This window comes from Legionella busanensis (assembly GCF_900461525.1).
GTDB lineage: Bacteria > Pseudomonadota > Gammaproteobacteria > Legionellales > Legionellaceae > Legionella_C > Legionella_C busanensis.
Genome location: NZ_UGOD01000001.1, coordinates 2,311,510 through 2,336,779, shown reverse-complemented (window position 1 = coordinate 2,336,779; position 25,270 = coordinate 2,311,510). Strand labels below are relative to the sequence as shown.

The window sequence follows — 25,270 nt, the reverse complement described above, 5'->3', positions numbered from 1 at the left end:
GCCTCCCACGTTGGTACTCATCCACATACACGCCCTATCCTTGTTTGTAATTCAACAAAAGCTTTAAGCGCATATTAAGCGAAAATAATTCTAAAGCCTTATTATGTATAAGTGATTTAGAGTTAATTGCACTTAATTGCACTTAAACCTGACTTTTCTTTCAAGATTTTCTTATCACTAAAAGAATCAGATGCAAACCTAAGGACATGACAATTAAAGGCGCTTAGGTATACCAAAAATTAGCTCTGTCATCAACTAATTATATATTTTCCTACACTAACTCGGTCATGTCCTTGTAAATCTTGCCAACATTTTATATCTTGATAGCCATAATTATTAAGCATAGACGCAACTGCAGATTTTTGATCAAAACCATGCTCAATTAATAATAGGCCATTCGGTTCAAGCCTAGCAATACTATGTTTAATAATGTGTTCTAAGGCAGCTAAACCATTAGAACCGCCAATTAATGCTAGTTGCGGTTCAAAACGTAAATCCCCAGAAATTAAATGCGGATCATTTGCTGCGACATAAGGTGGATTGGAAACAATCGCATGGAATTTTTTCGTCTCCTCAATTTGTGAAAACCAATCCGAATAACAAAAGTGAATATTAGATAAATTCAAATGATGCGCATTCTTTTTAGCTGTTATTAGAGCACCTTCGCTACAATCACAAGCTGTTATTTCCCAGTCCGATTTTTCCTTAGCTAAGGCAAGCGCAATAGCACCACTGCCTGTTCCTAAGTCTAAGATACGTGCTTTAGGGCAATTTTTTAATAAATTTAAAGCAATTTCGACAAGTAATTCTGTTTCTGGCCGCGGAATAAGCGTTTCTTCATTGACTTTTAGAGGAAGAGACCAAAACTCGCGTGTCCCAATAATATATGCAACGGGAACCCCTAGTGAACGGCGGGCAACAAATCGTTGAAAAAGCTTGAATTCTTCCTTTGTTAATTCAGCCTCAGGATGAGTGTAAATATAGGTACGGGTTTTACCCATCGCATGCGCTAATAAAATCTCAGCATCTGTTCGCGCATCATCTGGAATATATTCGGCTAATTGTCTTATTGCTAGCTCAAGAGAATATTTAATATTATTATTCATGGCGTCCAAGTTCTGCAAGAAGCTCAGCATGATGCTCACGTTTGAGTGCGTCAAGTACACTTGATATATCACCCTCAATGATATCAGTGAGCTGATAAAGAGTTAAATTGATCCGGTGATCTGTTAAACGACCCTGAGGAAAATTATAAGTACGAATACGCTCTGAACGATCACCGGAGCCTACTAGAAGCTTTCTCGTCTGAGCCTGTTCTTGCCGCTGCTTACTTTGCTCTGCATCAAGCAAGCGAGTTTTTAGTAAAGCCATAGCCTTGGCTCGATTTTTATGTTGAGAGCGCTCATCTTGACATTCTACAACTACGCCAGTAGGTAAGTGAGTAATACGAATAGCGGAATCTGTTTTATTAACGTGCTGACCACCTGCACCTGAAGAGCGATAAGTGTCGATACGCAGTTCATCAGCATTAATTTCAATATCATCAATCTCTTCAACTTCAGGCAAAATAGCAACAGTGCATGTTGAGGTATGTACGCGGCCTTGAGATTCGGTTGCGGGTACACGCTGCACTCGATGAGCACCTGATTCAAATTTTAATTGTGCATAAACAGCATTGCCTGAAATTCGTGCAATAATCTCTTTATAACCACCATGCTCACCAGCATTGGCACTAACAGTTTCAACATGCCAGCCTTGGTTTTCAGCATAACGACTATACATGCGAAATAAGTCACCAGCAAAAATAGCGGCCTCATCACCGCCTGCTCCTGCTCGTATTTCTAGGTAAATATTGCGTGAATCATCTGGATCTTTAGGAACTAAATGCCATTGCAATTCTTCTTCAAGCTTATCTACTTCTTCTTTTGCCTCATTAATTTCTTCCGCAGCCATCGTTGCTAATTCTTGATCAGAGCCTGATACTAGCTCTTCCAATGATTTAAGATTGGATTCTGCCTGTAAATAAGTATTATAACAATTAGCTAAGGGTTCAAGTTGAGCATATTCTTTCGATAGATTTTTAAATTGATTTTGATCAGCAATCACGGAAGGTTCTGAGAGTAAGTGGCTTACTTCCTGGAAACGTTCTAATAATTGTTGCAATTTTAATTCGAGCGATTTTTTCATAACGTTACGGGGTCATTTTCGGTATTAAATAAATAATGAGTAAGATCAAGTAATTCTTGTCTGCCATCCCAGGCCGCCTGTTTTAAACCAATAGTAGGATGATGGGTTAACTTATTTACAAGTCTATCGCAGAATTCACGTAATACTAAATCTTGATTAAGCCCGCTAGATAATTTTGTTTTTGCCCGATGCAATTCCTCTTCAGCGAGCGATTGCATACGCTGACGATAATCACAAATGACTTCCTTAGCTCGTAGGGATCGATGCCAACGGATGTAGTTATCTAATTCACAATCAATTAATTGTTCTGCTTGTAGAGCTGCTAAGCGTCTTTCACTCATCCCTTGTTCAATCATAGTCTGCAAATCATCTATATTGTAAAGATTTGCATTTTTTAAGTTACCTACATCAGGTTCAATATCTCGCGGTACTGCTAAATCTAAAAAAAACATTGGCGCATGATTGCGCTTTGCTAGTGCATTTTCTACCAAGCTTTTATTAATAAAAGGTAGTGGACAAGCAGTAGCAGAAATGACTACATCAGCTTGAGATAAGTGCTCAGGAATATCACCAATTGTTAGAGCTTCGCCATTAAAGTTCATAGCTAATTGTTGTGCATTTTCTCTTGTACGACTCGCCACTTTAAAGCGATGCGTACCTTGTTTATGTAAATATTTTGCAACTAAGGTTGCCGTTTCACCCGATCCAATTAAAAAAACATCCAAATTTTTAGAATTAGAGAATAATTTATTAATAAGTTGTACTGCTGCATAAGCGACTGAAATAGGGTTTATGCCTATACCACTGCGGTTTCTAACCCGTTTACTGGCTTTAAAAACATACTCAAAAATGAATCGTAAGTTGTTTTTTATAGCACCCACCTCACAGGCTTGTCTATAAGCTTGTTTCATTTGGCCTAAAATTTGAGGCTCACCAAGCATCATGGAGTCTAATCCACTAGCGACACGTAGAGTATGTTTTATTCCTTGTTCACCATGATATAAATAACAAAAGGGTAATAAATCATGCTTAGCTACTTGTTGTTCTTCTGCTAGCCAAGGAATTAATGCCTTAGGGTCCTCTGTTTCACAATAAATCTCAGTACGATTACAAGTAGATAAAATAGCGGCTTCATTGACTGCAGATTGAGCAATTAAATTTTGCAAAAAATCGCCCTGCACTGCCGGAGGTAAGGCAATTTTTTCACGAACATCTAAAGGAGCTGTTTTGTAATTGAGCCCACAGGCAACAAACACCATATATTTACACGGTTACGCTATAATTATGAATTGTAAACCAAAACTGTTTTCATTTATAGACATCCTAAAAATTTAAGATTGAATTTTTTCGCTAAGGTTCGAATTTATAAAAAAATCAAGGGTTTCATTTAGATAAATTATAGAAGTATTAATAAGCGTCATCTACTAAACTTTAGATAAGGCGCAAGTAAATGGGGCTAATAATTTGTATATAAGTACATAACTGAGCTGAATGCGCTTGCAACGTAATAAAAGTTTAGTGGGAGGCGCTATAACTCAAGACATTTTAATTTATGCCGCTAACTATAGTGATTCCTTTTATAAGGAGCAGGAAATGGAAATTATCTTGCAAGGTAAACATACAAATGAAGAAGTAGCCGAAAGTTTATTAAGTGTATTGCGTTTATTTAAAGAGCACTATCAAATTACTCAATTTCGTGAAATTCGTTTAAACGTCACTTTATTGGATGATCAGGGCGATGATGTAGAGTTAGTAGATAGTGAGACTAATCAAGTTTATAGAACCTTTGAAGTCTATAGAAAAGGGTGTGAATTAAATTCTGGACGTACACGTCGGCCTGTGCTGCAATTAGTGGTTGATAATACCCGTTAATTTGGATTTAACATGTTTATTGCTTTACTTGCTATCATTTTAACTCTGATATTAGTTGTAGGTTTACACGAAGCAGGTCATGCACTAGCGGCAAAATTATTTGACATAAAAATCCAGCGTATTTCTATTGGCTTTGGTAAGCCTATTTTATCTTGGCAAGATAAAAAGGGACAGGAATGGGTTTGGGCCATATGGCCCATAGGCGGGTATGTTAAATTACTAAACTCACGTATTCAAGAAGTTAAACCTAGCGATTATCCTTACTGTTTTGACAAAAAACCAGCTTGGCAGCGTATTATAATTCTTTTAGCGGGCGGTTTCGCTAATTTTGTAGTTGCCTTGTTGGCTTTAACTATTTTTTATATGGTAGGTTATCAGCAGTTAAATCCGGTAATAAAAGAAATTGACCCTCAAGGCATTGCAGCAGCTGCAGGTATCAAGGCCTCTGATCGTTTTGTGAGTATTGAGGGTTGGCCAACAAATTCTTGGCAAGAAGTAGGAAATGTCTTAATAGTTAATTTAGGTAAGTCTGATGTCATTGCCACTGTTGCTGATGCAAATAATCAAGAAAGACAATTAAAATTAAATCTAGCTATGCCCTTTAATAAAAATACCAAAGGTCTAGCAGGGTACTTAGGCATAACAATTGATAAAACACCTCAATATAAAAAACAGGTTGCGCCAAAACCGCTTTTAACGGCTCTTAGTGAAGCATTCAATACTGTTATTCGCATGATAGTTTTTTTAATTTTAGCTTTAAAGCAAGTTTTAATTGGGGCTATCCCTTTTTCATCATTACTTGGTCCAATCGGTTTAATCTCGGTTTCCGTCGGCTCTTTCAATCAAGGAATAGTTATCTTTTTATATTTTATAGCAAATTTTAGCTTAGCAGTTGGGCTCGTCAATTTATTTCCTGTTCCCGGTTTAGATGGTGGTTCAATTTTATTAACTATGATAGAGAAAATTCGTGGTAAACCGATTTCTATTGCTTTAGAAGTACTTCTTTATCGTTTAGCATTTATTGCATTTATTATATTTCTTATTCAATTAGTTTTAAATGATTTACAACGTATGGTGCACTAAATAGAATCAATAGAGGCTCTTGCTATACACCAGACATCGACGCGTTGAACATGCTGCTTTTTTAGTAATTTTGCTACCTCATTTGCTGTGTTACCAGTCGTGATTAAATCATCAATAATAGTGACGTGCTGATAGCGATTTGATTTAGCAATAAATGAAGCGTTTAAGTTTTGCTGGCGTTGTTTTCTAGATAAAGTAGCTTGCGGAGGTGTATTTATAATTTTATGTACAAGCGTGAGGTCGATAGGGACATTTAAATACTTAGATAATAATTTAGCTAATACTACCGATTGATTAAAACCACGATTATACAGTCGTTTAGAATGCAAAGGTATAGGTATAAAACAGTCAGGACGATAGGTTTGATTGGGCAAAGCATCTAACATAAATTTAGTCAATAAAGTACTTAAGTACAGTGCTTTATAGTATTTAAATTGATGAATAAGGGTGCGCAAAGGTTCTTCAAACGCATAAGCTGTTAATATCTGATCGTAGGTTGGCTTTTGTTTGCGACAATAGCTACACTGTGTAATGAAATTGCTAGGTAACGCGACTCGACAAATTGAGCATGCATATTTTAAAGGAATAAAAAGTTTTAAGCAGGGATTGCAAATAGCAAGTTGTTCATGATGATATTGATTACATAAAATACATACTGCAGTTAAACGTAGTAGTCGTGATATACTTGCGAAATTATGAAGCATAATCCGTTGAACTTCCTATTAATTAAGCGTCTACATGATGAATCCTAAAACAGAAATTTGCAATGCTTTTAATGAGCATGCCTCCCATTATGAACAAGCAGCGAAAGTTCAATCCGAAATAGGTAGCCGATTATTTCAACGCTTAGATTATTTAAAAATAAGCCCACGTTTTATACTTGATTTAGGTTGTGGGCCTGGTATTTTTACTATTTTATTAAAAAAGAAATATCCTAAAGCAGTTATTTTAGGTATTGATATCGCTTATAAAATGCTATTAGAAGCCAAACAAAAACAAACGTTCTGGCGGAAATGGTTTTTAGTTAATGCTGATATGGCAACGTTACCTTTTACGGATGGGTTATTTGATTTGGTTTTTGCTAACCAAGTTATCCATTGGGGGAAATTAGCATCTTTAATGCGGGAATTAAATCGTGTAATGTCATCTAATGGTTGCTTCATGTTTTCAACATTAGGGCCTGATACCTTTAAAGAATTAAAACAAGCTTGGTCGCTGGTTGATAACTATGCCCATATTAATAATTTTATGGATATGCATGATATTGGTGACTGTTTACTCAAAGAGCGGTTTTTAGATCCTGTTGTTGATATGGAGTATTTAACGGTTCATTATCGCAATTTAAAAGAACTTATTCTTGGCCTAAAAGCCCAGGGTGTACGCAATATAAACCCAGGCCGTAATCAAGGTTTAACTGCAAAAGGGCACTGGAAGGCATTTGAAAGAAACTACGAATCTTTCCTTATTAATGGTAAATATCCTCTGACCTATGAAGTAGTTTATGGCCATGCTTGGAAGGGAGAGCAACGTCGTTTAGAGACGGGTATTGAAACGTTTATTCCAATTTCTAAAATTGGTAAGCGCATTTCTTGATTTCTAATATAAATAGCTATAATTTAATTCATATCGTCTTATAGATGACGCCTTATTTTTTATATTGACATTAGTGGATTAGAGCTCTATTGATTAATTTAAGAGAGTAATTATTTATAAACAGATATGTGTTTGCCCAAAGAAGTCTATTATTTTAATAATCGTCATAAATAACTATGGGTGCCAGGAGCTATTATGAAATTTGTTAGTCGCTATGTCTCGCATCAACCTAATGCAGAAGGACTTATAGATTATTCCCCAGAGGAAAATGGTATCTGGCAGCAGCTCTATGAAAGACAAATGGCAATTTTACCTAATCGCGCTTGTGATGAGTTTTTAAAAGGGTTACAAATACTTAATTTACCATCTACTTATATTCCGCAACTTGCTGATATTAGTTCTAAATTAGTTGGATTAACTGGTTGGCAGGTTAAACCAGTAGCCGCTTTAATCTCTGCACGTGAATTTTTTGAGTTATTAGCAGAGCGACATTTTCCAGCTGCTACCTTTATACGCTGTCAAGAAGAGCTAAACTATATTAAAGAGCCTGATATTTTTCATGAACTCTTTGGCCATTGCCCAATGCTAACTGATCCTGTATATGCTGATTTTCTTTGTAACTATGCTCGTAAAGTATTGGCTTTTCCAGAGAGTCAATGGCCTTTGTTGCAGCGTTTATTCTGGTTTACTGTTGAATTTGGTTTAATTAAAACGGATTATGGTTTACGTGCTTATGGTGGGGGGATTTTGTCATCAATCAGTGAAACTGCTTATAGTGTTGAAAGCGATATACCTATGCGCGTTTTATTTGATCCAGTGGCTGCATTCCGCACGCCTTATCGCATTGATAAGTTACAGCAAATCTACTTTGTTATTGACAAGTATGAGGTGTTGTATGATTTTGTTTGCCAGGATATAGAAAAATTTATGCATCGAGCGTGTGAGTTAGGGGAATTTTTGCCATTATTTGAGGTGGAAAAAGATAATCCAAGCATTCATATTCATGCATGTTAAAACGCTTTTGTTATAATTTATATAATCAATTAAATTCATTAAAAGCTAGAATAAAATCGATATGCAATTAAATTAGACCATTTTAAAGTCATTTGGCGATTTACTAAGACACAATTGCTAAGGTTTGCAAAAATTTAATAGATTTCTTTAATTGTAATGCCTAGTTAGTCTTGTTAATATCGTCGTACTTTTGAATTGTGAGACCTCTTGCATACTTGCAATTTTGCTTTAATACAAAGTTGCAAGTGTTACTACATTATTTGCTCAAATAATAATATTATCTTGCTGTAAGCAAAATAGTTAAGTTATGTAAGGGTTTATTGGCTGACAAATTGTCAAGGAGCATCGCTTGATCAAAATACTCATTGTTGATGACCATGCGTTGGTTAGAATGGGTATTCGCCGACTTTTAGAAGATTTGCCTGATATGGATGTAGTTGCTGAGGCTGCAAGTGGCGAGGAAGCCCTAGTGTTGGTGAAATCTCACAGACCAGATGTCGTTTTACTGGATATGAAAATGCCTGGTATTGATGGATGGGAAGTAACAAGACGTCTTAAAAAATCTAATCCTCATATTAAAATCATTGCTGTGACGGCAATTTGTGCTGAACCATTACCTACACGTATTTTACAGCTAGGAGCTATGGGCTATCTCACCAAAGAGTCTGGTGTACAAGAAATGGCCGCAGCTATTCGTAAAGTAGCAAAAGGTGAAAAATATTTAAGTGCTGAGATTGCCCAGAAAATGGCGATTAATAGTCTGATGGACGTTCAAGGTTCACCTTTTGATGCTTTATCAGAGCGTGAAATGCAAGTCATGTTAATGATTACGAGTGGTATGACGGTACAAGATATTGCTGAGCGCTTGTTTTTAAGCACAAAAACTATTAATGGGTATCGATATCGAATCTTTGAAAAATTAGGTATTAAAAACGATGTAGAGTTGACCCATCTTGCCTTAAAACATAAAGTAATTGAAAAACCGTCGGATGTGTTATTAGATGATCACTAATGTGAGTTAAGTATAAAGAGATACAAGCTTTTTTATGCTATGATAAAAATGATCGCGTAATTTTGCGCGCTCTAGATCAAATAAACGATTTGCCATAAAAGCAATGAAGCTTTTTTATGACTTTGAACAATTGAAATCAACTATATTGATTTAATGTAAGAGGGAAATCTCTTATAGCAAATTATATTAAATCAGGTTTAAACTCAAACAAATGAATTCTCTTGGCATATAGTCTTTTAGTTATTGCAAGGGAGTATCTATTCTTAGTAATTAATCTATGAGTAAGCAAATTTTATCAAACGAATTAAGTAATTTTTTAGCTAACCTTACTATGGAACCTGGCGTTTATCGAATGTTAGATATAAAAGGTGACATTCTTTATATTGGCAAAGCAGGAAATTTAAAAAAACGTGTAAGTAGCTACTTTTCCAGACAGATAGTGGGCGCCAAAACCCGCTCTCTAGTTAGTCAAATTTCCTCCATTGAAGTAACAGTTACTAAAACTGAAACAGAAGCTCTTCTTTTAGAAAGCAGTTTGATTAAAACATTTCGTCCCAAATATAATGTTTTAATGCGCGATGATAAGTCGTATCCCTACATTCATCTTACGACAGAACATACTTATCCCCGATTAGAAATGTACCGAAGTAAAAAGAAGCCACAAAAGGGCACTTATTTTGGGCCTTATCCAAGTGCAGGCATGGTTCGCGATACTTTAAGTACCATTCAAAAAGTATTTAAAATTCGAAATTGTAGGGATAGTTATTTTAATACTCGCTCTCGGCCATGCCTGCAATATCAAATAAAGCGTTGTACAGCACCCTGCGCAGGTTATATTTCTGCAGATGATTACCAGCAATCTGTAAATGATGCTGTTAAGTTTCTTCAGGGAAAATGTCAAGATATCTTAAAAGAACTAGAATTGCGTATGGAATCTGCCGTGCAAACGCTCGCTTATGAACAGGCAGCAGTATTGCGGGATCAAATTAAAAGTTTACGTTTAGTACAAGAGCAACAAGGTGTAGTGCAATTAAGAGGCGATGCAGATGTTATTGCGATTGAAGCTCGACTAAGTTTCGCTTGCGTGCAGTGTATTTCTATTCGGGATGGTCATGTTATTGCTAGTCAAAGCTTTTTTCCTACAGTACCTGATTTAACGATGCAAGAGGATGAATTACGTCAACAAGTCCTAGAGGCGTTTATTTCTTTTTATTATGTTGAAGTTCCCGAGAGAATCCCTGAATTACTAATTTTAGATGAAGCAGTTCCCGAATTAGGTCCTCTCAAAGATATGCTAACCAAATTGCGAGGTAAAGAATGTCGGATACAAGTAAACCCACGGGGCATCAAAGCTCGGTGGCTTGAATTTGCAAAGAATAACCTGCGTTTAGCAGTGGGCGAGCATCAGGCTTCAGCAGCAACAATGGCAAGACGCTATACTGCTTTGGCCATACTTTTAGAACTTGAAAAACCTATCGAGCGTATGGAATGCTTTGATATTAGCCACACGCAAGGAGAATTAACAGTCGCTTCCTGTGTTGTGTTTGATGCCGAGGGCCCCCGTAAGAGTGATTATCGTCGATTTAATATTAATGGTATTACGCCATCTGATGACTATGCGGCAATGCAACAAGTCTTATCAAGACGTTATAAACGCTTATTACAAGAGCAAAATTTACCCGATGTATTAATTATTGACGGTGGTAAAGGACAAGTTAGTGTTGCTAAGCGTGTTCTACAAGAGCTTGGTATAGAAGGTATTACTTTATTAGGTATTGCTAAAGGTGTAGATAGGAAAGCAGGCTGGGAACGATTAATTCTTGTGGCTCAAGAAAAGGAAATTACGCTGCCAAGCGATTCACCAGCCTTACATCTATTACAACAAATACGCGATGAAGCACATCGCTTTGCAATTATGGCTCATCGTAAAAAAAGAAATACGGCAGGGCTTGAATCTTCTTTAGAAATGATTGAAGGTGTTGGCCCAAAAAGACGTCATGCATTATTACAACGCTTTGGTGGCTTACGAGAGCTTGCTAAAGCGCCTATTGAAGAAATTGTAAAAGTTGCCGGCATTAATGCGGAACTCGCTTTGCGGATATATCAGCATTTTCATCCTTAATCTACTTCCACACCAATCCATTATCAATCGACAGCTAAGCTTTCTATTTTTGTAAAGCTATGGCTGTCTAATTTTATTAATTTATTACAGCAAGTTCGTTAAACACTAGATATTGGCCTAGTTTTTGCAATAGCTTAGTTATCAATTAGCTGCTTTCATTTAGCTTATCCAATATTAATGAAAGCTATAAAGAAGGCCGCTAGTACCTTTTAACTGAGAGGTTAATAGGGGTTTTAACAAGAATTAAAAATAGAGGCAATACTAAACTTTTTAGGTAGTTAACCGACATAGAGTGAAGAAGGATTTAAAGCGCAATCCTTTACTTAAATTATAGGGGTCACGTCATGAAAAGAATTTTGGTGATGATTACTCTTTTAATACCTGCTTTTGCAGTACATGCCAATGCCTATTATGGAAACGGACTTTGTGCTTATCCGCAATATGAATGTATTAAAGTTGGGAAAGGGCAAACTTGGGAGAAACTTTTTCCTGATGAACAGCAGCGTGACATTGTGCAGCGTATTAATCGTAGCTATAACCATTTATGGTATGGTAAAGAAATTGTAGTACCTCGTAATTTAGCCAATAAGACCCTGTTAGATTTTGCTCCTTTTCCTTTACAAATAAAGCCTGAAGGTGAAAAGCAAGTCATTGTTGACCAAGATAAACTTGCCTGGGGCGCCTATAATGCTGAAGGAAAGTTAGTTAAATGGGGCCCTATTTCATCGGGTATTGATAAATGTCCAGATAGTAGTCATTCCTGCCGTACTATGACGGGTATCTTCCACTTTTTTAGTAAGGAAAATGAAAAGTGTCGCTCTAATGTTTATCCAATCGGTAAAGGCGGCGCAAAAATGCCCTATTGTATGTATTTTCATAAAGGGTTTGCATTACATGGTTCTGATGATATTCCCGGTTATCGTGCCAGTCATGGGTGTGTGAGATTATTTACGCAAGACGCTCTTTGGTTAAATCGTGAATTTGTAGATACAAACAGTCCAAATGGTCTAGGTACCAAAGTAACTGTACGACCTATTTTATCAACTGCAAGTGGAAAAAGACAATGAACAAACTAAGCCAAAAAAATCTAAAAAATTTGTTCTTTCTCTTATTTTTAATGGGGTGCAATAACCTTTTTGCGGAAAAAGCTATAAAAACCGAAAAAGCTATAAAAACTGAAAAAGCAGAAAAAGAAAATACAAGTAATCCTATAGGCTGTCGTAATGAGGGCTACGCTTTTGATTTAAAAACACTAAAATTAAAACCTTCTGATGCGGGAGCAACACAGTCGCTCTATGTTGTTTTTAATAAAACAAACCAAACCATTAATCTCTTTCAAATGCGTCCAGAAGATAGTGCTTATAGTGCTTATTTAAACCATTCTATTTCTGGAAAGCAATGGGCTGTTTTAGCAACAAGTGAACCTGTAGTTAAATATATTTGCTCGCTTGCTGAAGGAAAATCACCTTATGGGCGGATAGTTAATTGTCAAGATCATTTACAAGTTTGTGAATATACCAATGTCAAATATGGTTTAAATAACCGAGGTAATTATTGGCTTGCTAATACAGGCTCCAAAAATGATGCAATTAGAGCCATAGTGAGATACGGTATTATTCCTTCTATTGATATGTAAGGATTTTATTTAAAGGTAAGTATTAATTAAATTAAAAGGAAGATTACCATGAAATCATTGCTACCATGGTTTTGCTTAGTTGCTACAGCTTCAAGCCAATTGGTCAATGCTGCTGATGGTTTAGAGGCTTATCGACAAGGTAATTATACGCTTGCAGCGAAAACCCTACCAGGCTTAGCGTCTACAGATCCGGTAGCTAATTACTACCTTGGTTTAATGCGTCTTTATGGTTATGGGGAATTAAGAAATGACACCCTAGCTTTACGTTATTTTATGGAATCGGCTAATAAAGGTTTTTTACCCGCGCAACGCCTATTAGCTAATTATTCCTTAAATAAAGCGGATCCAGAAGAAGCATTTAAATGGTTTAAAAAAGCAGCAGAGGCAAATGATACTGCAGCTAATATGTATTGTGCAGCAGCTTATTTATATGGCTATGGTGTAAAAAAGAATCCCGAAGCTGCTAAACATTATTATATTACTGCAGCTAAAAATGGGAACGCTATTGCTCAATATACTTTAGCAGAGCATTTTTTAGAAAGTCGTCAAGCGCAAAATAAGAAGATGGGAGTTATTTGGCTTACTAAAGCAGCAGCTCAAGGAAATTTTAATGCGCAAATAAAACTGGCTGAACTATATGTTAATGGACAAGGTGTTACCAAAGATTTGGCTAAAGCTAAAAGTTTTGTTGAAAAATCAGCCCAGGAAAACTATCCGCCCGCAATGTTTATTTATGGGGAAATAGCGCGTAAGGAAGGAGATAGCGCTAAAGCTAAAGAGTGGCTAACCAAAGCTGCGGAAAAGCAAAATATCAAAGCTCAAACTACGCTTGCTGAACTTTATCTTGATAAAAAAAGCCCTCTGTATGATGAAAAATTAGGCTTTAATTGGACACTTAAGGCTGCCCAAAATGGCTCAAAAGAAGCTCAAAAAGCAGTTGCTAAACTTTATAAGGATGGTAAAGGTATAACGGCTAATTTAGAGCTAGCTAATTATTGGGAACAGGAAGCGAAAAAGAAAATTAAGGAAAAACCAGCCTCTTTGGCAGCAAATATTGCCGTTGCTAAATGGTTAAGTGAGGATAAGAGCGAAAGTTTTGGTAAAGAATATCAGTTAAGTGGAATCTATACTGCATGGAAAAATCCAGCGGCTTTAAAAGAAAATAATTATAATCCAGCGCCACATGTAGATAAAATAACGCGGCAAGATTTATATAAACCGCAGTTTGTAATGGTCGAGCCAGCGGACATATCAATTAGTGATTATTTTGATGTTATAGCGCCTACTTTAACATCAGTAGCTAATAATACATCTTGGGCTTATCCACGCTATCCTTATTCAAAAGGAATAGAAAGTATACTTCGTGATCAGTATTTAGTTTTAAAGCATGAGCCTGATTCATTTGTTAAGTTAAGTACAACTTACCCAATTAGCAATGAAATTAAGCCCTTTGATTATTTAGAAGAAAAGCTTGCAGGCTGGCAAAATAAAGCCAACTTACAATCTGTATTAAATCAATTATATAGTCAAGCGATATTAGGTGATCCAGGTGCTCAATATGAATTAGGGCAGCTTTATCAATATGGGATTGGGGTAGCTAAAAATATTCCTCAAGCAATTACCTATTTTCAGTTAGCAGCTCTGCAGCAGGATTTACGAGCTGAATATAATTTAGGTCTTTTATATTTAGAAGGAAAAACGGAGCCTGTTAATTATCAAAAGGGGGTCCAGTGGATTACAGATGCCGCTTTTAAAGGTAATCCTAATGCCCAATATGTTTTAGCCAATATTTATGAGCAAGGGCTAGTGGCTTCTGATGGTACGTTAGTTGTTAAGCCAGACCATGAGCAAACACTTGCTTTACTTTCAATTGCTTCTTCCAATAGTTTTGGCCCTGCCCAATATCAATTGGCCTCTTTTTTAAGTAAAGATAGTAATAATGCGCTTAGTAAAAATGCTAAACAAGCTAGAGTGACTCTTATTAAGAATTTGTATCAAGGTGCAGTTAATGCGGGCGTTATTGAAGCGCAATTACCTCTAGCGTTTTATAACGCTATGGATGCTAATCCTGTAAAACAAAAAGAAGCATTCAATGTTGCAAAAAACGAAGCGCAAAAAGGCAATTCGACTGCAGCAATCTTGTTAGGTTTAATGTATGAGAGAGGCATTGCTGTAGCTGCTGACCCTGTAGAAGCAATGTATTGGTATGAACAAACCTCTAATAACCCAGCACATGACTTTATTTTAGGTACCTACTATAGCAATGGAAAAGGCCTTAGTAAAAATGTTGCAAAAGCAAAAGAGTTATTACAGCAATCAGCACAAGCAGGATTTTCTTATGCAAACTTTAATTTAGCTATTCTACAGCACCAATTAAAGGAAGATTTCTTGCCAGAACTTGATAAAGCACGGCAATTAGGTAATAGCAAGGCAGGTATATTATTAGCCGATTACTATATGCTAATGGCTAATAATCCAGATAATATGAAGCAGGCAAAAGAAATTTATCAGGATTTTGCTAATAAAGGGGATAAAGAGGCTGAGCTTAAACTTGCTTTTCTTTATGATAAAGGGTTAGGAGGGGAAGAAAATAAAGAGCAGGCTTTTTATTGGTATCAATTAGCAGCTGAACAAGATCAACCTGTTGCCCAGTATCTGCTTGGCCAATTTTATCAATTAGGACGTGTTGATAAATTACCTAATTATGATTTAGCTAAAAAATGGTATAGGGAAGCCCAAGATAGTTATACGCCTGCCGCAGTAGCACTAGGTTTTATTTATGAAACGGTAGATAATGATTATCAGAATGCGTTTAATAGTTACTCATTTGCAGCTAACAAACAAGATAAGATTGCTCAATATAATTTAGCTTTAATCTATGAAATGGGTAAAGCTATAAACGTTGATTACTCTAAAGCTCAAGAGCTTTATACACGTGCTGCCGAGCAAGGTTATGCAAAAGCAATGAATCAGTTAGCGGGTATTTATCTACGTGGTGACTTAGGCAAGCGTGATGAGCAGCAAGCTCTGAGCTGGTATAAAAAAGCCGCTCAAGCAGACGATAGCAGCGCTCTTTATGAGCTTGGATTATTGTCTGAAACAGGTGTATCAACGAAGCTGAGTTTTCAAGAAGCTATAAACTTTTACCAACAAGCCGCTAATTTAGGTAATGCAAAAGCTAAATTAGCGCTAGCACGCATGTATCAACATGGCCTAGGTGTTAATAAAGACCCTCAACATGCTGCATCTATTTATAAGGAATTAGCTAATAATAATAATGCCTATGCTCAATATCAATTAGCTCTTCTTTATCTTGATGGCTCTTTAGGTGAGCGGCAACCAGAACAAGGTAAAGAATTATTAAAGCTTGCTAGTGATAATGGCAGTTGGCAGGCTCGTAAGATGGTGCATTGGATGGGTGCCTTAAAAGAACAACGTTTCAGTTATATTGAACCTATTAATTTAAATCAGGTTCCCGTATTTGCAGGGCAGACTGCAGATTTAATGTATATGGATGCTATTAACGAATGGAATCGTGGAGATGAGGCTTCATCAAGAATGATTTTAAATCAGTTAATAAAACAATTCCCTCATTATATGCCAGCTAAGCGCGTTTATGAGCAACTTAATCAGCAAGCAAGTGAAAATAACTTTTTAGGCCAGCCAATAGTAAGATCCGAAGCAGATGGCTCGGATCTTATTTAATTAAGCGGGATGGAAGATATTTTAAAATTAACGATGTTATGAATTAAACTTAAGAAGCCATCGCTTTAACACGAGCGCTTAAACGGCTTTTAATCCTTGCAGCTTTATTTTTATGAATTAATCCTTTGCCTGTTGCTTTATCAATAACAGGTTGGGCTTTAGCATAAGCTGCACGTGCTGCTTCTTGATCACCAGCTTCAACGGCTTTAATAACGTTTTTTATATAAGTACGATACATAGAACGTGCACTAGCATTATGCTTGCGAAGTTTTACGTTCTGACGAGCACGCTTGATTGCTGATTTAATATTTGCCACTTAAAAATCTCCACTCATTCAGGTGTCACAAAAGTGCCAATCATGCCTAATCACTCTATTTTTGTCAATATATATACACTAAATAAATGCTTTAAGACTCTATGTGTATGGGATGTTTTTTAATTAAGGGCTTATTTGCATACTTTGTGAATTTACTTGTAGAAACATTTACTAAACCGGCAAATAAGGTCAGAATTGCGCAACTTAATATATAAAACGCAGGCGCTTCTAATATTCCTAAGTAGCGAATTAGCCAAGTAAATGCCAGGGGGCCTATGCCACCAAATACTGCAATACCTAGACCATAGCTAAAGCCTACTGCAGAATAACGAATATTTGCTGGAAATAATTCAAGAAGTAAAATGATGTAGCTGCCATTTGCCATGCCGCCAAGAGCTGCTAGACCTAAAATAAATAGCCATAAAAAGGTGTCGCCATACAGCTTTAAGCCATAAAAGAGTGGATAGCTAAAAACAATCAAGAGTATTGTACTGATTATTAACAGCCTTGTTCTATTTATATAATCTGAGACGCGGCCAGAGAAAAAAGTCATTAAACCTAGACTTAAGAAAGCAAAAAAGTTAATGACATAGGTATGTGAAACCTGAATATTAATATTATTAATAAGATAGGTAGGTAAATAGAGAAAAAAAGAAATAATACTTGCTGGCACTGCTGTTAATAAAAAAGCGCTGAATAATTTAACCCGCGATAGTTGGAGAACCCCTAACAATGGAAGACGATGTATGTTATTTTCTTTTAATATTGCTAGAAAGGTAGGTGTTTCTAGCGTTTTATTTCTAACCTTATAGCTAATAATACCTACTATAAACCCTAAGATAAAAGGGATACGCCATCCCCACAATAGCATTTGCTGGGGGGTTAAAAATGTAGTTAAAATTAAGCCAACTCCAGCACCAATAGTATTTCCTAGAGTAATACACATAAATACAAAGCCAATGGCCCCACCTTTTTGATTAGTTGGCATATGTTCACTGCTAAATATAGCAGCGCCAGGAATTTCCCCGCCTACTGAAAAGCCTTGTAATAATCTTAATATAATTAAAAAAATAGGTGCCGCCATACCGATAGATTGGTAAGTAGGTAAACACCCAATAAGTAAAGTCGCAATCGCCATTATAAACACTGATAATGAAAAGGCTGATTTACGTCCAAATTTATCGCCTAGATGGCCAAAAATAATGCCGCCTAAAGGACGAGCTAAATAACCTAGTGCGAAAACGGCAAATGTATTAATTAAGGTAATAAATTGATTAGTATTGGCAAAGAAATGTTGACTAAGATAAGGCGCAAATAAAGCGTAAATTGTAAAATCATAAAATTCTAATGTGCCGCCTAAAGCAATTAAGCCTATTAATTTATACTGATTTTTTGTCATAAGATAAGCCTATACTCTACAATCTAATTGCCTAAACTGTAAACGTCCTTAAGAAAGCTGCCTATTATGATAGGGTGTTTTTATTAAAGTCTATTTTGGTAGACAAAAACTAGACATAAAATTAATCTTATATCTTTATATCGAATTTATAGTAATTAAATGTAATAATCTTATTTTAATTTATTTTCAATAAGTTAATTAAACTGGTATGCAAAAATATTAACGAAATTTATTTAATTGTCGCAAAACTCTACATTAACATTATATGATAAGACTTTTTTATAATTTCTAAAATTTATGTCTACAATCGAAACTATGGTCCCGAAACGACAAAGCCTGCTACGTTCAAGTACACTTGTTTCCCTTATGACTTTTTTATCAAGGATGACAGGATTTGTACGAGATATGTTATTGGCTCATTTATTTGGTGCTCAAGCAGGCATGGATGCTTTTCTAGTTGCCTTTAGAATACCTAATTTTATGCGTCGACTTTTTGCAGAGGGCGCTTTTTCACAAGCATTTGTGCCTGTTCTGGCTGAATATCAGCAAACGCAATCACATGAAGATGTACGCACATTTATTGCGCGCGTTGCGGGTCGATTAAGTTCTATACTGACTTTAGTTACATTGCTAGGCATTATTGCAACGCCAGTCATTATTTTTATTTTTGCCCCAGGTTTCGGTGAATATAGTAGTCGAACATTATTGGCCACAGAAATGTTAAGAATTACTTTTCCGTATTTAATGCTTGTTTCGCTGACTGCCATGGCGGGTGCTATTTTAAATACTTATGGACATTTTGTTGTGCCTGCTATTACGCCGGTATTTTTAAATTTATCTTTAATCTTATCAGCGTTATTCTTAGTAAATTATTGTCATCCCCCAATAATGGCCTTAGCCTGGGGAGTCTTGTTTGCTGGGGTTGTGCAATTTTTATTTCAATTACCTTTCTTACATCGACGTCAATTATTAATAAGGCCAACACGGGCTTACGCTGATGAAGGCGTTAAACGGGTTATGCGATTAATGCTTCCTGCTTTATTTGGGGTTTCTATTGCTCAACTAAATTTAATTATCGATTCCATATTCGCTTCTTTTTTAAAAGTAGGTAGTGTTTCCTGGTTATACTATACAGATAGGTTAACGGATTTTCCTTTAGGGGTCTTTGGTGTGGCTATTGCTACAGTGATTTTACCTCACCTATCGCGTCGTCATGCTGAGGAAAATAATATTCACTTTTCATTGGCAATTGACTGGGGATTAAAGACTATATTATTAATTGGTATTCCTGCTAGCATTGGCCTTATCTTTTTCTCTATGCCATTGATAGCAAGTTGTTTTGCTTATGGCAAATTTACAAATATTGATCTAATACAAACACAAAAAAGCTTAATAGCACTTGCGTCCGGTATTCCTGCCTTTATGATGGTTAAGGTACTAGCCTCAGGTTTTTATGCTAAACAAAATATTAAAACGCCTGTTAAAGTAGGCGCTATTGCTATGGTAGTGAATAGTATTTTATGTGCATTGCTCATTTGGCCTTTAGCCCATGCAGGTTTAGCTTTGGCTTCTGCTTTAGCAGGCTATGTTAATAGTGGCATTTTGTTATTCCTGCTTCGGCGTCGTAAAATATATAAACCAAAAGCAGGGTGGTTATTTTTTTGTTTGCAATTAATACTAGCTAATAGTGTTATTGCTTTATATTTATATTTTATGTCAGGCACAACATTTGACTGGCTATCACTTACTCCTTGGTTAAGGCTAGGTAAACTTTTTTTTCATGTTAGTGTGAGCATAGTTATTTATTTTCTAATTTTATATTTTTCTGGTATGCGAGTGGCACAATTTCGCGGATTTAATAAGGAGTAGCTATGAATAGTGAACTATTTTATCAATGCGCTGACGAGCAGGCGTGTCCTCTAATTTTAATTACGCAAGAATACTGGAATAAAGATATAATTAATTTAACTGACTATGAACGTAATTTATTTAATTCGCAACAATTTAAAGGACGGTTAGGGGATATCTGTTTAGTAAGCCATCAAGATGGCTCGTTAGCAAAAGCCTATATAGGAGCAGGAGAGCAACGTGATACTTTTTCAGCAATAGCGCATGTGGTTACCCGTCTTCCAGCGGGCTCATATAAGCCAGACCAAGCGCTATCACAAGTGGCATTAATTTTTTGGGGTTTAGCGCAATACCAGTTTACTGAATATAAACAAGCATCTGACATAGTTGCTCGACGATTAATTGTTTCAGAAGAAGAATTACTTCAAATTAAGAGACAAGTGGACAGTATCTTTTTTATTCGGAATTTAATTAATAAGCCTACTAATGATTTGGGGCCGGCAGAACTTGCTCAGGTTACACAAAATCTTGCCGAGCAATATCAGGCTAATTTTAAGCAATGGGTTGATAAGGAATTAATAGAAAATAACTTTCCGGCAATTTATACAGTGGGTAAAGCGTCAGAAAATAAACCAAGACTCGTTTCCTTTACGTGGGGGTCTCCTAAACATCCTGCTATTTGTTTGATTGGTAAAGGCGTTTGCTTTGATAGCGGTGGTCTTGATATTAAACCATCAGCAGGCATGCGTTTAATGAAGAAAGATATGGGTGGTGCGGCCCACGCTTTAGGATTAGCACAATGGATTATGGCTTGCCAATTACCAGTTCATTTACAAGTGCTCATACCCGCTGTTGAAAATTCGATTGGACCGCAAGCATTTCGGCCAGGTGATATTATAACGATGCGTAATAAGCTAACTGTAGAAGTAGATAATACTGATGCAGAGGGTCGATTAATTTTGGCTGATGCGTTAGTAAAAGCCGCAGAGTTTAATCCAGAGCTTATTATTGATTTTGCAACCTTAACAGGTGCTGCTCGAGTTGCGGTAGGTACAGAAATTGCAGCAATGTTTGCAAATAATGAAAGTTTGGCACAAGAATTAATAAAGGCAGCGATGGAAGTAGAAGACCCAATTTGGCAATTACCACTATTTGAAAATTATAACTCTTTATTAGATTCAAGTATCGCCGACTTATCAAATTGTGGAAATACCCCTTATGCTGGCGCTATAACAGCTGCTTTATTTTTGAAACGATTTGTACCAACTACAGCTACTTGGGCTCATTTTGATATTATGGCTTGGAATATAAGTAGTAAACCAGGGAAACCTGAAGGCGGAGAAGCAATGGCTATACGTGCTCTAGCTCATTATTTACAAAAAAAATATGGTTCTAACGTAAGCTGGTAGTTAATAGTATTAAAGAAAAGGAAAAGTTATGGATCAAAAAGTTTTTGTAAATCGTATTTTAAATATGAAAAAAATTAAGCTCATAGGCTTAGATATGGATCATACGCTTATACGCTATAATACTAAGAATTTTGAAACACTTGTTTACAAAATTGTTATTGAAAAACTTATTCAAGATAGAAATTACCCAGTTAAAATTCGCGAATTTCAGTTTAATTTTGATGATGCAATTCGTGGCCTGATTGTCGATAGCCGTAATGGTAATATTTTAAAATTAAGTCGATATGGTGCCATTCGACAAAGTTATCATGGTACTAAGCTTATTAGTTATCCTGAACAAAAAAAGATTTATCAAAGTATTTATGTTGATTTAAAAGATCCTAATTACATGGCTATTGATACCTCATTTTCAATTGCTTTTTGTGTTTTATACAGTCAGTTGATTGATTATAAAGATGAGTATCCCAATGAGTTACCAACTTATAACAAAATTGCTTTAGATGTATTAAGTAGTGTTGATAAAGCGCATGCAGATGGTAGTATTAAAAATTATATTAGTGAGCATCTTGATGACTATGTTCTTAAAGAAAAGGCAGTTGTTGAAGGATTAAAGCGATTAAAACGTTATGGAAAACGAATATTTATTCTTACTAATTCTGAATATAGTTATACGAAGTTATTATTAGAATATGCTATTAATCCTTTTTTAGAGCCTAATGAAGATTGGCGCGATTTATTTGAATATGTCATTACCTTAGCTGGTAAACCACGTTTTTTCTATGATAATCCACGCTTTCTTGCAGTAAATCCTGTGGATGGCACTATGACCAATTTTCATGGTGCAATAAAACCTGGGATCTATCAAGGTGGTTGTGCTCGTAAGTTTACAGAAGACTTACAAGTTAAAGGTGATGAAATTTTATATATCGGTGACCATATCTATGGGGATATTCTCCGATTAAAGAAAGATTGTAATTGGCGAACAGCGCTCGTTGTTGAAGAGCTAAGTGAAGAAATAGCTTCACAAAAGCGTGCTTTACCGGTTGAGAAACAAATTATTACTGCAATGGAAACTAAAAAAGAATTTGAGCAAAAATATATTGATTTATACACAAAAAGTATTGATGAAGATACTCAGATTTATCAAGAAGAAATTAATAATTGGCAGCAGCAAATTGCTAGAATTGATACACATATAACAGCGTTGCTCAAAGAACAACAAGCTTTTTATAATCCTCGTTGGGGTCGTATTTTTAGAGCAGGGGCTGAGGAAAGTTATTTTGCTTATCAGGTTGATCGGTTTGCTTGTATTTATATGGAGAAGTTATCTGACTTATTAGCGCATTCACCTTTAACTTATTTTCGGGCCAATCGGCGCCGGCTGGCTCATGATATAGAAATTTAAAAATTAATTAAGTTATGTAATTAACTAAGTGTAGCTTTGAGTATATATTCTCCTTAATAAAGGAAAGTAAAATTGAGTTAATAAAAATATGTATATTAATGACCATAGAAGATTCCTATTTTGGCATTTGATGCTATTAAATAGTATTAAGAACTACTTTTTTTACTTAACTTACTTTTAGTAGGATATCGAAAAAATTTTTTGTTTATAAGCAGAATCATATGTTTCATCTACGAACTTAAAGAGCAATTTTAAATATTCACTAGGTATAGTGTCCTTATAGGGAATTGCTGGATTTACGATACCTTGACTAAAAGAAGATATTTTATTCTCTAAATCATCTTCTAAATTAGAAGAAAGGAATTCAATTATTAAATCTAGTTGCGTTAAATAGTCAAGATACACACCATGTCTGGTAGTACTATCTTTAAGTAAACTTGAAATTAATTTATCCAATTCTACATAAACTCTTTGGCTGAGATAATACCATTCTACAGAAAATGTCTGGATGTAAAGTGATTCATTATCTTTCAATAAATTTTTATAGATACTCATCTTTTCTTCAATTTCTGAAATGGTGAGTGGCTGAGATGACTCATCTCTTGTAAGCTGTTTTGCCTTTGTAGAAGACTTCGGCTTAAAGACTGAAAAGCAACCCAATAGGCTATTATATAATCCTAAATAACTAGTATTTTGTCTGATAGCATTTAAGTTTTTTTCAGTAATTGTTTGGCTATTTTCTTCAGCAATATGGAATTCACTTTTCGGTTTTCCTAAAAGTGAGGTATTGTTGATTAATTTTTCAAATAATATCTTTTTCCATTTCTCCTCAGTTAAAGTATTTGGAAGTAAGTTATTTACAAAGTCCTCAAACTCTTTAGCTAATCTTGTAACCATATCGTAATGTTTTTGTTTGTTCCTTGCTGGGTGATCTGTAATCTGATTGAAGATATATAAATACTTGTCCCGAATCTTTTTTATTAGATTGGCTAGATCAGGATCTATAGGTTGATCGGTATTAAAAAGAGGCAGGTTGCTAGATGCCGTAGAGTCTGCAAGTTGTTCTGCTTTAGGTGTTGCTTCCGGGAAGCGGTTAGGAGCATTAGGCGATTCTGCGCCTGAAATAGAAGTAGGTACAGGAGAATTGCTATTTTCATTAGGGGGTAAGAGCTGTTGAATCAAATATTTACAATATGAATCAATTAATAGAATATGGTCTTGTAGTAATGTTTCATATTGAGAAAAACTTTTAACAAAGTCTTCTTCGTGTAAAGAAGAATAATACATAGCAGCAGCATATTCCATACTGCACTCTAATCCATTATTTAAACCACGGGCTAATACTAAACCTGCAGCTGCGTCACCAACTAATGCGTAAAGTGTTTCATTTCTTACCGTAACTAGTCTTTTTGCAGTAAAGGTAGATAAAGCTAAAGTCGTAATTTTTATAGTGTCATGCTCAATATTCTGATCACCAATAACAGAGCTAATAACTTCAGCAATAGCCTCTCTAAATTCTTTAGGTAAATCAATCAATCGGCGGTAAGGGTTAGCGAAGGTTCCATAAGCTCGACCTTTGTTATCACGCTTATTTCTTAATTTATCATAGACTTCTTTATCAATAAAAATACGCAAAGTAGTTGAATTATCTTTGCTTTGCATCCAAACATGGAAGTTGCCTCTAAAGAGCGTTGGCAAAACAGTTTTATTAATTTGATCTTTTATAAATGAAGATTTCTTTGCGCGTGCCTTAAATTTAATTTCAATAATATAGCCAGCCACAATTTTTTTATTTTCATTGCCCTCAGGATCAAGAAATATATCTTTTCGAATTATGCTGCGTGCTCCATCGGCACCCAAAATTAAACTTGCCGTCTTCAGTAGATTAGTTATCTCGTGATCTTCAGAGAAATTTAACCGAGAAGTAGTAACTTCATCTGATCTATAATGGATATTAGGTCGTTTCGTAGATAGGCTTCTTAATTTTTCAATTAATGCTTGTGTAGGAATAAAAGTACCATTTCTATTCTGCAAGAAATTTTTCTTTAAAAAATCAATCGTTTCATTAATTTTTGTAATGCGTGTATGATTATCACCTGGATCGATTTCCTGGCCTTTAGGCTCTAAGTGCTTACGAATTTGATCAAGCTGATGGATAATATGCTCAATTGTTTCAGGCCAAATTAAAAGCCCGTGCTGACGTTTTACATCTCTTTCTTTGTCTATGATATAAATATTTTGCTTAGGAAAAATTGCTCCTAAAAGCACAGCTTGCATTTCTCCTACTGGACCGCCACCTACAATAACCCAAGGTGCTGTTTTATCTTTCATAACTTCATTATAAAAACGCGTTTAATTTAATTATAGGCAATAAATTATGTTCTATTTGAAATACTGGTGGGCAGTTAGTTTGGAATTACTAATGATTTTATTCTTGTCAGATATATGGTAAAGATAGTTTAATTAAAATAGAGACCAACTTAAAGAGAAACGGTTTCACTCATAGTCCTAATATTTGTATAAAAATTAAACAAATTGTATTTTAATTTGATATCATAATTAAATTGAGCTATTTTTAATAGTAAGGATGGTAGTTTCTGCTCAGCTAACACCATTATTTAGGAAGTCGGATTGTAAGCGTGGTGCGAAGCTTTACGAGATGTAAGTTT

19 protein-coding genes are annotated in these 25,270 nt (G+C 35.5%); 12 read left to right on the top strand and 7 right to left on the bottom strand.

The genetic code is table 11. The annotated features are described in order from the left end of the window. Positions 1 to 251: 251 nt before the first annotated feature. The 3 genes from prmC to hemA are packed head-to-tail and all read right to left on the bottom strand — an operon-like array spanning position 252 to position 3,446. Positions 252 to 1,106 carry a peptide chain release factor N(5)-glutamine methyltransferase gene (gene prmC / locus DYH30_RS10405; protein WP_115331597.1) on the bottom strand — a complete coding sequence of 285 codons (855 nt, stop codon included), beginning with the start codon at positions 1,104 to 1,106 and terminating at the stop codon, positions 252 to 254. Next, entirely contained in the window at positions 1,099 to 2,187 is a 1,089-nt protein-coding gene (gene prfA / locus DYH30_RS10400) for a peptide chain release factor 1 (RefSeq protein WP_115331596.1), read from the bottom strand. The genes prmC and prfA overlap by 8 nt, the downstream gene beginning before the upstream one ends. Further along, positions 2,184 to 3,446: a glutamyl-tRNA reductase gene (hemA, locus tag DYH30_RS10395; RefSeq protein WP_115331595.1), complete on the bottom strand. Its 1,263-nt coding sequence runs from the start codon at positions 3,444 to 3,446 to the stop codon at positions 2,184 to 2,186. The genes prfA and hemA overlap by 4 nt, the downstream gene beginning before the upstream one ends. A gap of 232 nt (positions 3,447 to 3,678) precedes the next feature. On the opposite strand from hemA, the gene DYH30_RS10390 reads away from it, so the two are divergent. Continuing rightward, positions 3,679 to 4,059, top strand: a complete 381-nt coding sequence (locus DYH30_RS10390) for a hypothetical protein (protein WP_242604665.1) — start codon at positions 3,679 to 3,681, stop codon at positions 4,057 to 4,059. 12 nt (positions 4,060 to 4,071) lie between these two features. Then, positions 4,072 to 5,142, top strand: a complete 1,071-nt coding sequence (locus DYH30_RS10385; RefSeq protein WP_115331594.1) for a M50 family metallopeptidase — start codon at positions 4,072 to 4,074, stop codon at positions 5,140 to 5,142. On the opposite strand, the gene DYH30_RS10380 is transcribed toward DYH30_RS10385, so the two are convergent. Continuing rightward, complete coding sequence (locus tag DYH30_RS10380) at positions 5,139 to 5,846, bottom strand: ComF family protein (protein WP_115331593.1); 708 nt, start codon at positions 5,844 to 5,846, stop codon at positions 5,139 to 5,141. The genes DYH30_RS10385 and DYH30_RS10380 overlap by 4 nt on opposite strands. Before the next feature lie 37 nt (positions 5,847 to 5,883). Between DYH30_RS10380 and bioC the strand changes: the two genes are divergently transcribed. The 7 genes from bioC (at position 5,884) to DYH30_RS10345 (ending at position 16,224) form a co-directional block, all read left to right on the top strand. Beyond that, on the top strand, positions 5,884 to 6,735 hold the full coding sequence (bioC, locus tag DYH30_RS10375; RefSeq protein WP_115332556.1) for a malonyl-ACP O-methyltransferase BioC: 852 nt from the start codon (positions 5,884 to 5,886) through the stop codon (positions 6,733 to 6,735). Positions 6,736 to 6,930: 195 nt separating this feature from the next. Further along, entirely contained in the window at positions 6,931 to 7,749 is an 819-nt protein-coding gene (gene phhA, locus DYH30_RS10370; RefSeq protein ID WP_115331592.1) for a phenylalanine 4-monooxygenase, read from the top strand. Between the two features lie 349 nt (positions 7,750 to 8,098). Further along, positions 8,099 to 8,761, top strand: a complete 663-nt coding sequence (gene letA / locus DYH30_RS10365) for a two-component system response regulator LetA (protein ID WP_165482654.1) — start codon at positions 8,099 to 8,101, stop codon at positions 8,759 to 8,761. 277 nt (positions 8,762 to 9,038) lie between these two features. Beyond that, on the top strand, positions 9,039 to 10,883 hold the full coding sequence (gene uvrC, locus DYH30_RS10360) for an excinuclease ABC subunit UvrC (protein WP_115331590.1): 1,845 nt from the start codon (positions 9,039 to 9,041) through the stop codon (positions 10,881 to 10,883). A gap of 344 nt (positions 10,884 to 11,227) precedes the next feature. Then, on the top strand, positions 11,228 to 11,950 hold the full coding sequence (locus tag DYH30_RS10355) for a L,D-transpeptidase (RefSeq protein WP_115331589.1): 723 nt from the start codon (positions 11,228 to 11,230) through the stop codon (positions 11,948 to 11,950). Beyond that, the gene (locus DYH30_RS10350) at positions 11,947 to 12,519 is read left to right on the top strand and encodes an endopeptidase IV (protein WP_115331588.1); all 573 of its coding nucleotides are present in this window, start codon (positions 11,947 to 11,949) and stop codon (positions 12,517 to 12,519) included. The genes DYH30_RS10355 and DYH30_RS10350 overlap by 4 nt, the downstream gene beginning before the upstream one ends. A gap of 48 nt (positions 12,520 to 12,567) precedes the next feature. Beyond that, positions 12,568 to 16,224 (top strand): tetratricopeptide repeat protein, encoded by a 3,657-nt coding sequence (locus tag DYH30_RS10345; protein ID WP_115331587.1) that lies wholly within the window; start codon positions 12,568 to 12,570, stop codon positions 16,222 to 16,224. Positions 16,225 to 16,273: 49 nt separating this feature from the next. Here the strand turns inward: DYH30_RS10345 and rpsT are convergent, their stop codons facing one another. Together rpsT and DYH30_RS10335 are read right to left on the bottom strand one after the other, a co-directional pair. Further along, positions 16,274 to 16,540, bottom strand: coding sequence for a 30S ribosomal protein S20 (rpsT, locus tag DYH30_RS10340; RefSeq protein ID WP_115331586.1), 267 nt, complete (start codon positions 16,538 to 16,540; stop codon positions 16,274 to 16,276). A gap of 91 nt (positions 16,541 to 16,631) precedes the next feature. Then, positions 16,632 to 17,939: an MFS transporter gene (locus DYH30_RS10335; protein ID WP_115331585.1), complete on the bottom strand. Its 1,308-nt coding sequence runs from the start codon at positions 17,937 to 17,939 to the stop codon at positions 16,632 to 16,634. A 297-nt stretch (positions 17,940 to 18,236) separates the two neighbouring features. Between DYH30_RS10335 and murJ the strand changes: the two genes are divergently transcribed. The 3 genes from murJ to DYH30_RS10320 are packed head-to-tail and all read left to right on the top strand — an operon-like array spanning position 18,237 to position 22,601. Continuing rightward, positions 18,237 to 19,808 carry a murein biosynthesis integral membrane protein MurJ gene (gene murJ, locus DYH30_RS10330; RefSeq protein WP_115331584.1) on the top strand — a complete coding sequence of 524 codons (1,572 nt, stop codon included), beginning with the start codon at positions 18,237 to 18,239 and terminating at the stop codon, positions 19,806 to 19,808. Between the two features lie 2 nt (positions 19,809 to 19,810). Then, entirely contained in the window at positions 19,811 to 21,196 is a 1,386-nt protein-coding gene (locus DYH30_RS10325) for a leucyl aminopeptidase family protein (RefSeq protein WP_115331583.1), read from the top strand. A gap of 28 nt (positions 21,197 to 21,224) precedes the next feature. Continuing rightward, complete coding sequence (locus DYH30_RS10320; protein ID WP_115331582.1) at positions 21,225 to 22,601, top strand: HAD-IG family 5'-nucleotidase; 1,377 nt, start codon at positions 21,225 to 21,227, stop codon at positions 22,599 to 22,601. 177 nt (positions 22,602 to 22,778) lie between these two features. Here DYH30_RS10320 and DYH30_RS10315 read toward each other — a convergent pair whose 3' ends face one another. Further along, positions 22,779 to 24,932: an FAD-dependent oxidoreductase gene (locus DYH30_RS10315; RefSeq protein ID WP_115331581.1), complete on the bottom strand. Its 2,154-nt coding sequence runs from the start codon at positions 24,930 to 24,932 to the stop codon at positions 22,779 to 22,781. Positions 24,933 to 25,270 lie beyond the last annotated feature (338 nt).

Excerpts from the sequence above, each read along its gene's own strand:
- DYH30_RS10315 (WP_115331581.1), bottom strand. The coding sequence starts at position 24,932 with ATGAAAGATAAAACAGCACCTTGGGTTATTGTAGGTGGCGGTCCAGTA.
- prfA (WP_115331596.1), bottom strand. The coding sequence starts at position 2,187 with ATGAAAAAATCGCTCGAATTAAAATTGCAACAATTATTAGAACGTTTC.
- DYH30_RS10335 (WP_115331585.1), bottom strand. The coding sequence starts at position 17,939 with ATGACAAAAAATCAGTATAAATTAATAGGCTTAATTGCTTTAGGCGGC.
- phhA (WP_115331592.1), top strand. The coding sequence starts at position 6,931 with ATGAAATTTGTTAGTCGCTATGTCTCGCATCAACCTAATGCAGAAGGA.
- DYH30_RS10350 (WP_115331588.1), top strand. The coding sequence starts at position 11,947 with ATGAACAAACTAAGCCAAAAAAATCTAAAAAATTTGTTCTTTCTCTTA.
- DYH30_RS10345 (WP_115331587.1), top strand. The coding sequence starts at position 12,568 with ATGAAATCATTGCTACCATGGTTTTGCTTAGTTGCTACAGCTTCAAGC.
- DYH30_RS10320 (WP_115331582.1), top strand. The coding sequence starts at position 21,225 with ATGGATCAAAAAGTTTTTGTAAATCGTATTTTAAATATGAAAAAAATT.
- bioC (WP_115332556.1), top strand. The coding sequence starts at position 5,884 with ATGAATCCTAAAACAGAAATTTGCAATGCTTTTAATGAGCATGCCTCC.
- uvrC (WP_115331590.1), top strand. The coding sequence starts at position 9,039 with ATGAGTAAGCAAATTTTATCAAACGAATTAAGTAATTTTTTAGCTAAC.
- DYH30_RS10380 (WP_115331593.1), bottom strand. The coding sequence starts at position 5,846 with ATGCTTCATAATTTCGCAAGTATATCACGACTACTACGTTTAACTGCA.
- DYH30_RS10325 (WP_115331583.1), top strand. The coding sequence starts at position 19,811 with ATGAATAGTGAACTATTTTATCAATGCGCTGACGAGCAGGCGTGTCCT.
- DYH30_RS10385 (WP_115331594.1), top strand. The coding sequence starts at position 4,072 with ATGTTTATTGCTTTACTTGCTATCATTTTAACTCTGATATTAGTTGTA.
- hemA (WP_115331595.1), bottom strand. The coding sequence starts at position 3,446 with ATGGTGTTTGTTGCCTGTGGGCTCAATTACAAAACAGCTCCTTTAGAT.
- DYH30_RS10355 (WP_115331589.1), top strand. The coding sequence starts at position 11,228 with ATGAAAAGAATTTTGGTGATGATTACTCTTTTAATACCTGCTTTTGCA.
- DYH30_RS10390 (WP_242604665.1), top strand. The coding sequence starts at position 3,679 with ATGCGCTTGCAACGTAATAAAAGTTTAGTGGGAGGCGCTATAACTCAA.
- prmC (WP_115331597.1), bottom strand. The coding sequence starts at position 1,106 with ATGAATAATAATATTAAATATTCTCTTGAGCTAGCAATAAGACAATTA.
- murJ (WP_115331584.1), top strand. The coding sequence starts at position 18,237 with ATGTCTACAATCGAAACTATGGTCCCGAAACGACAAAGCCTGCTACGT.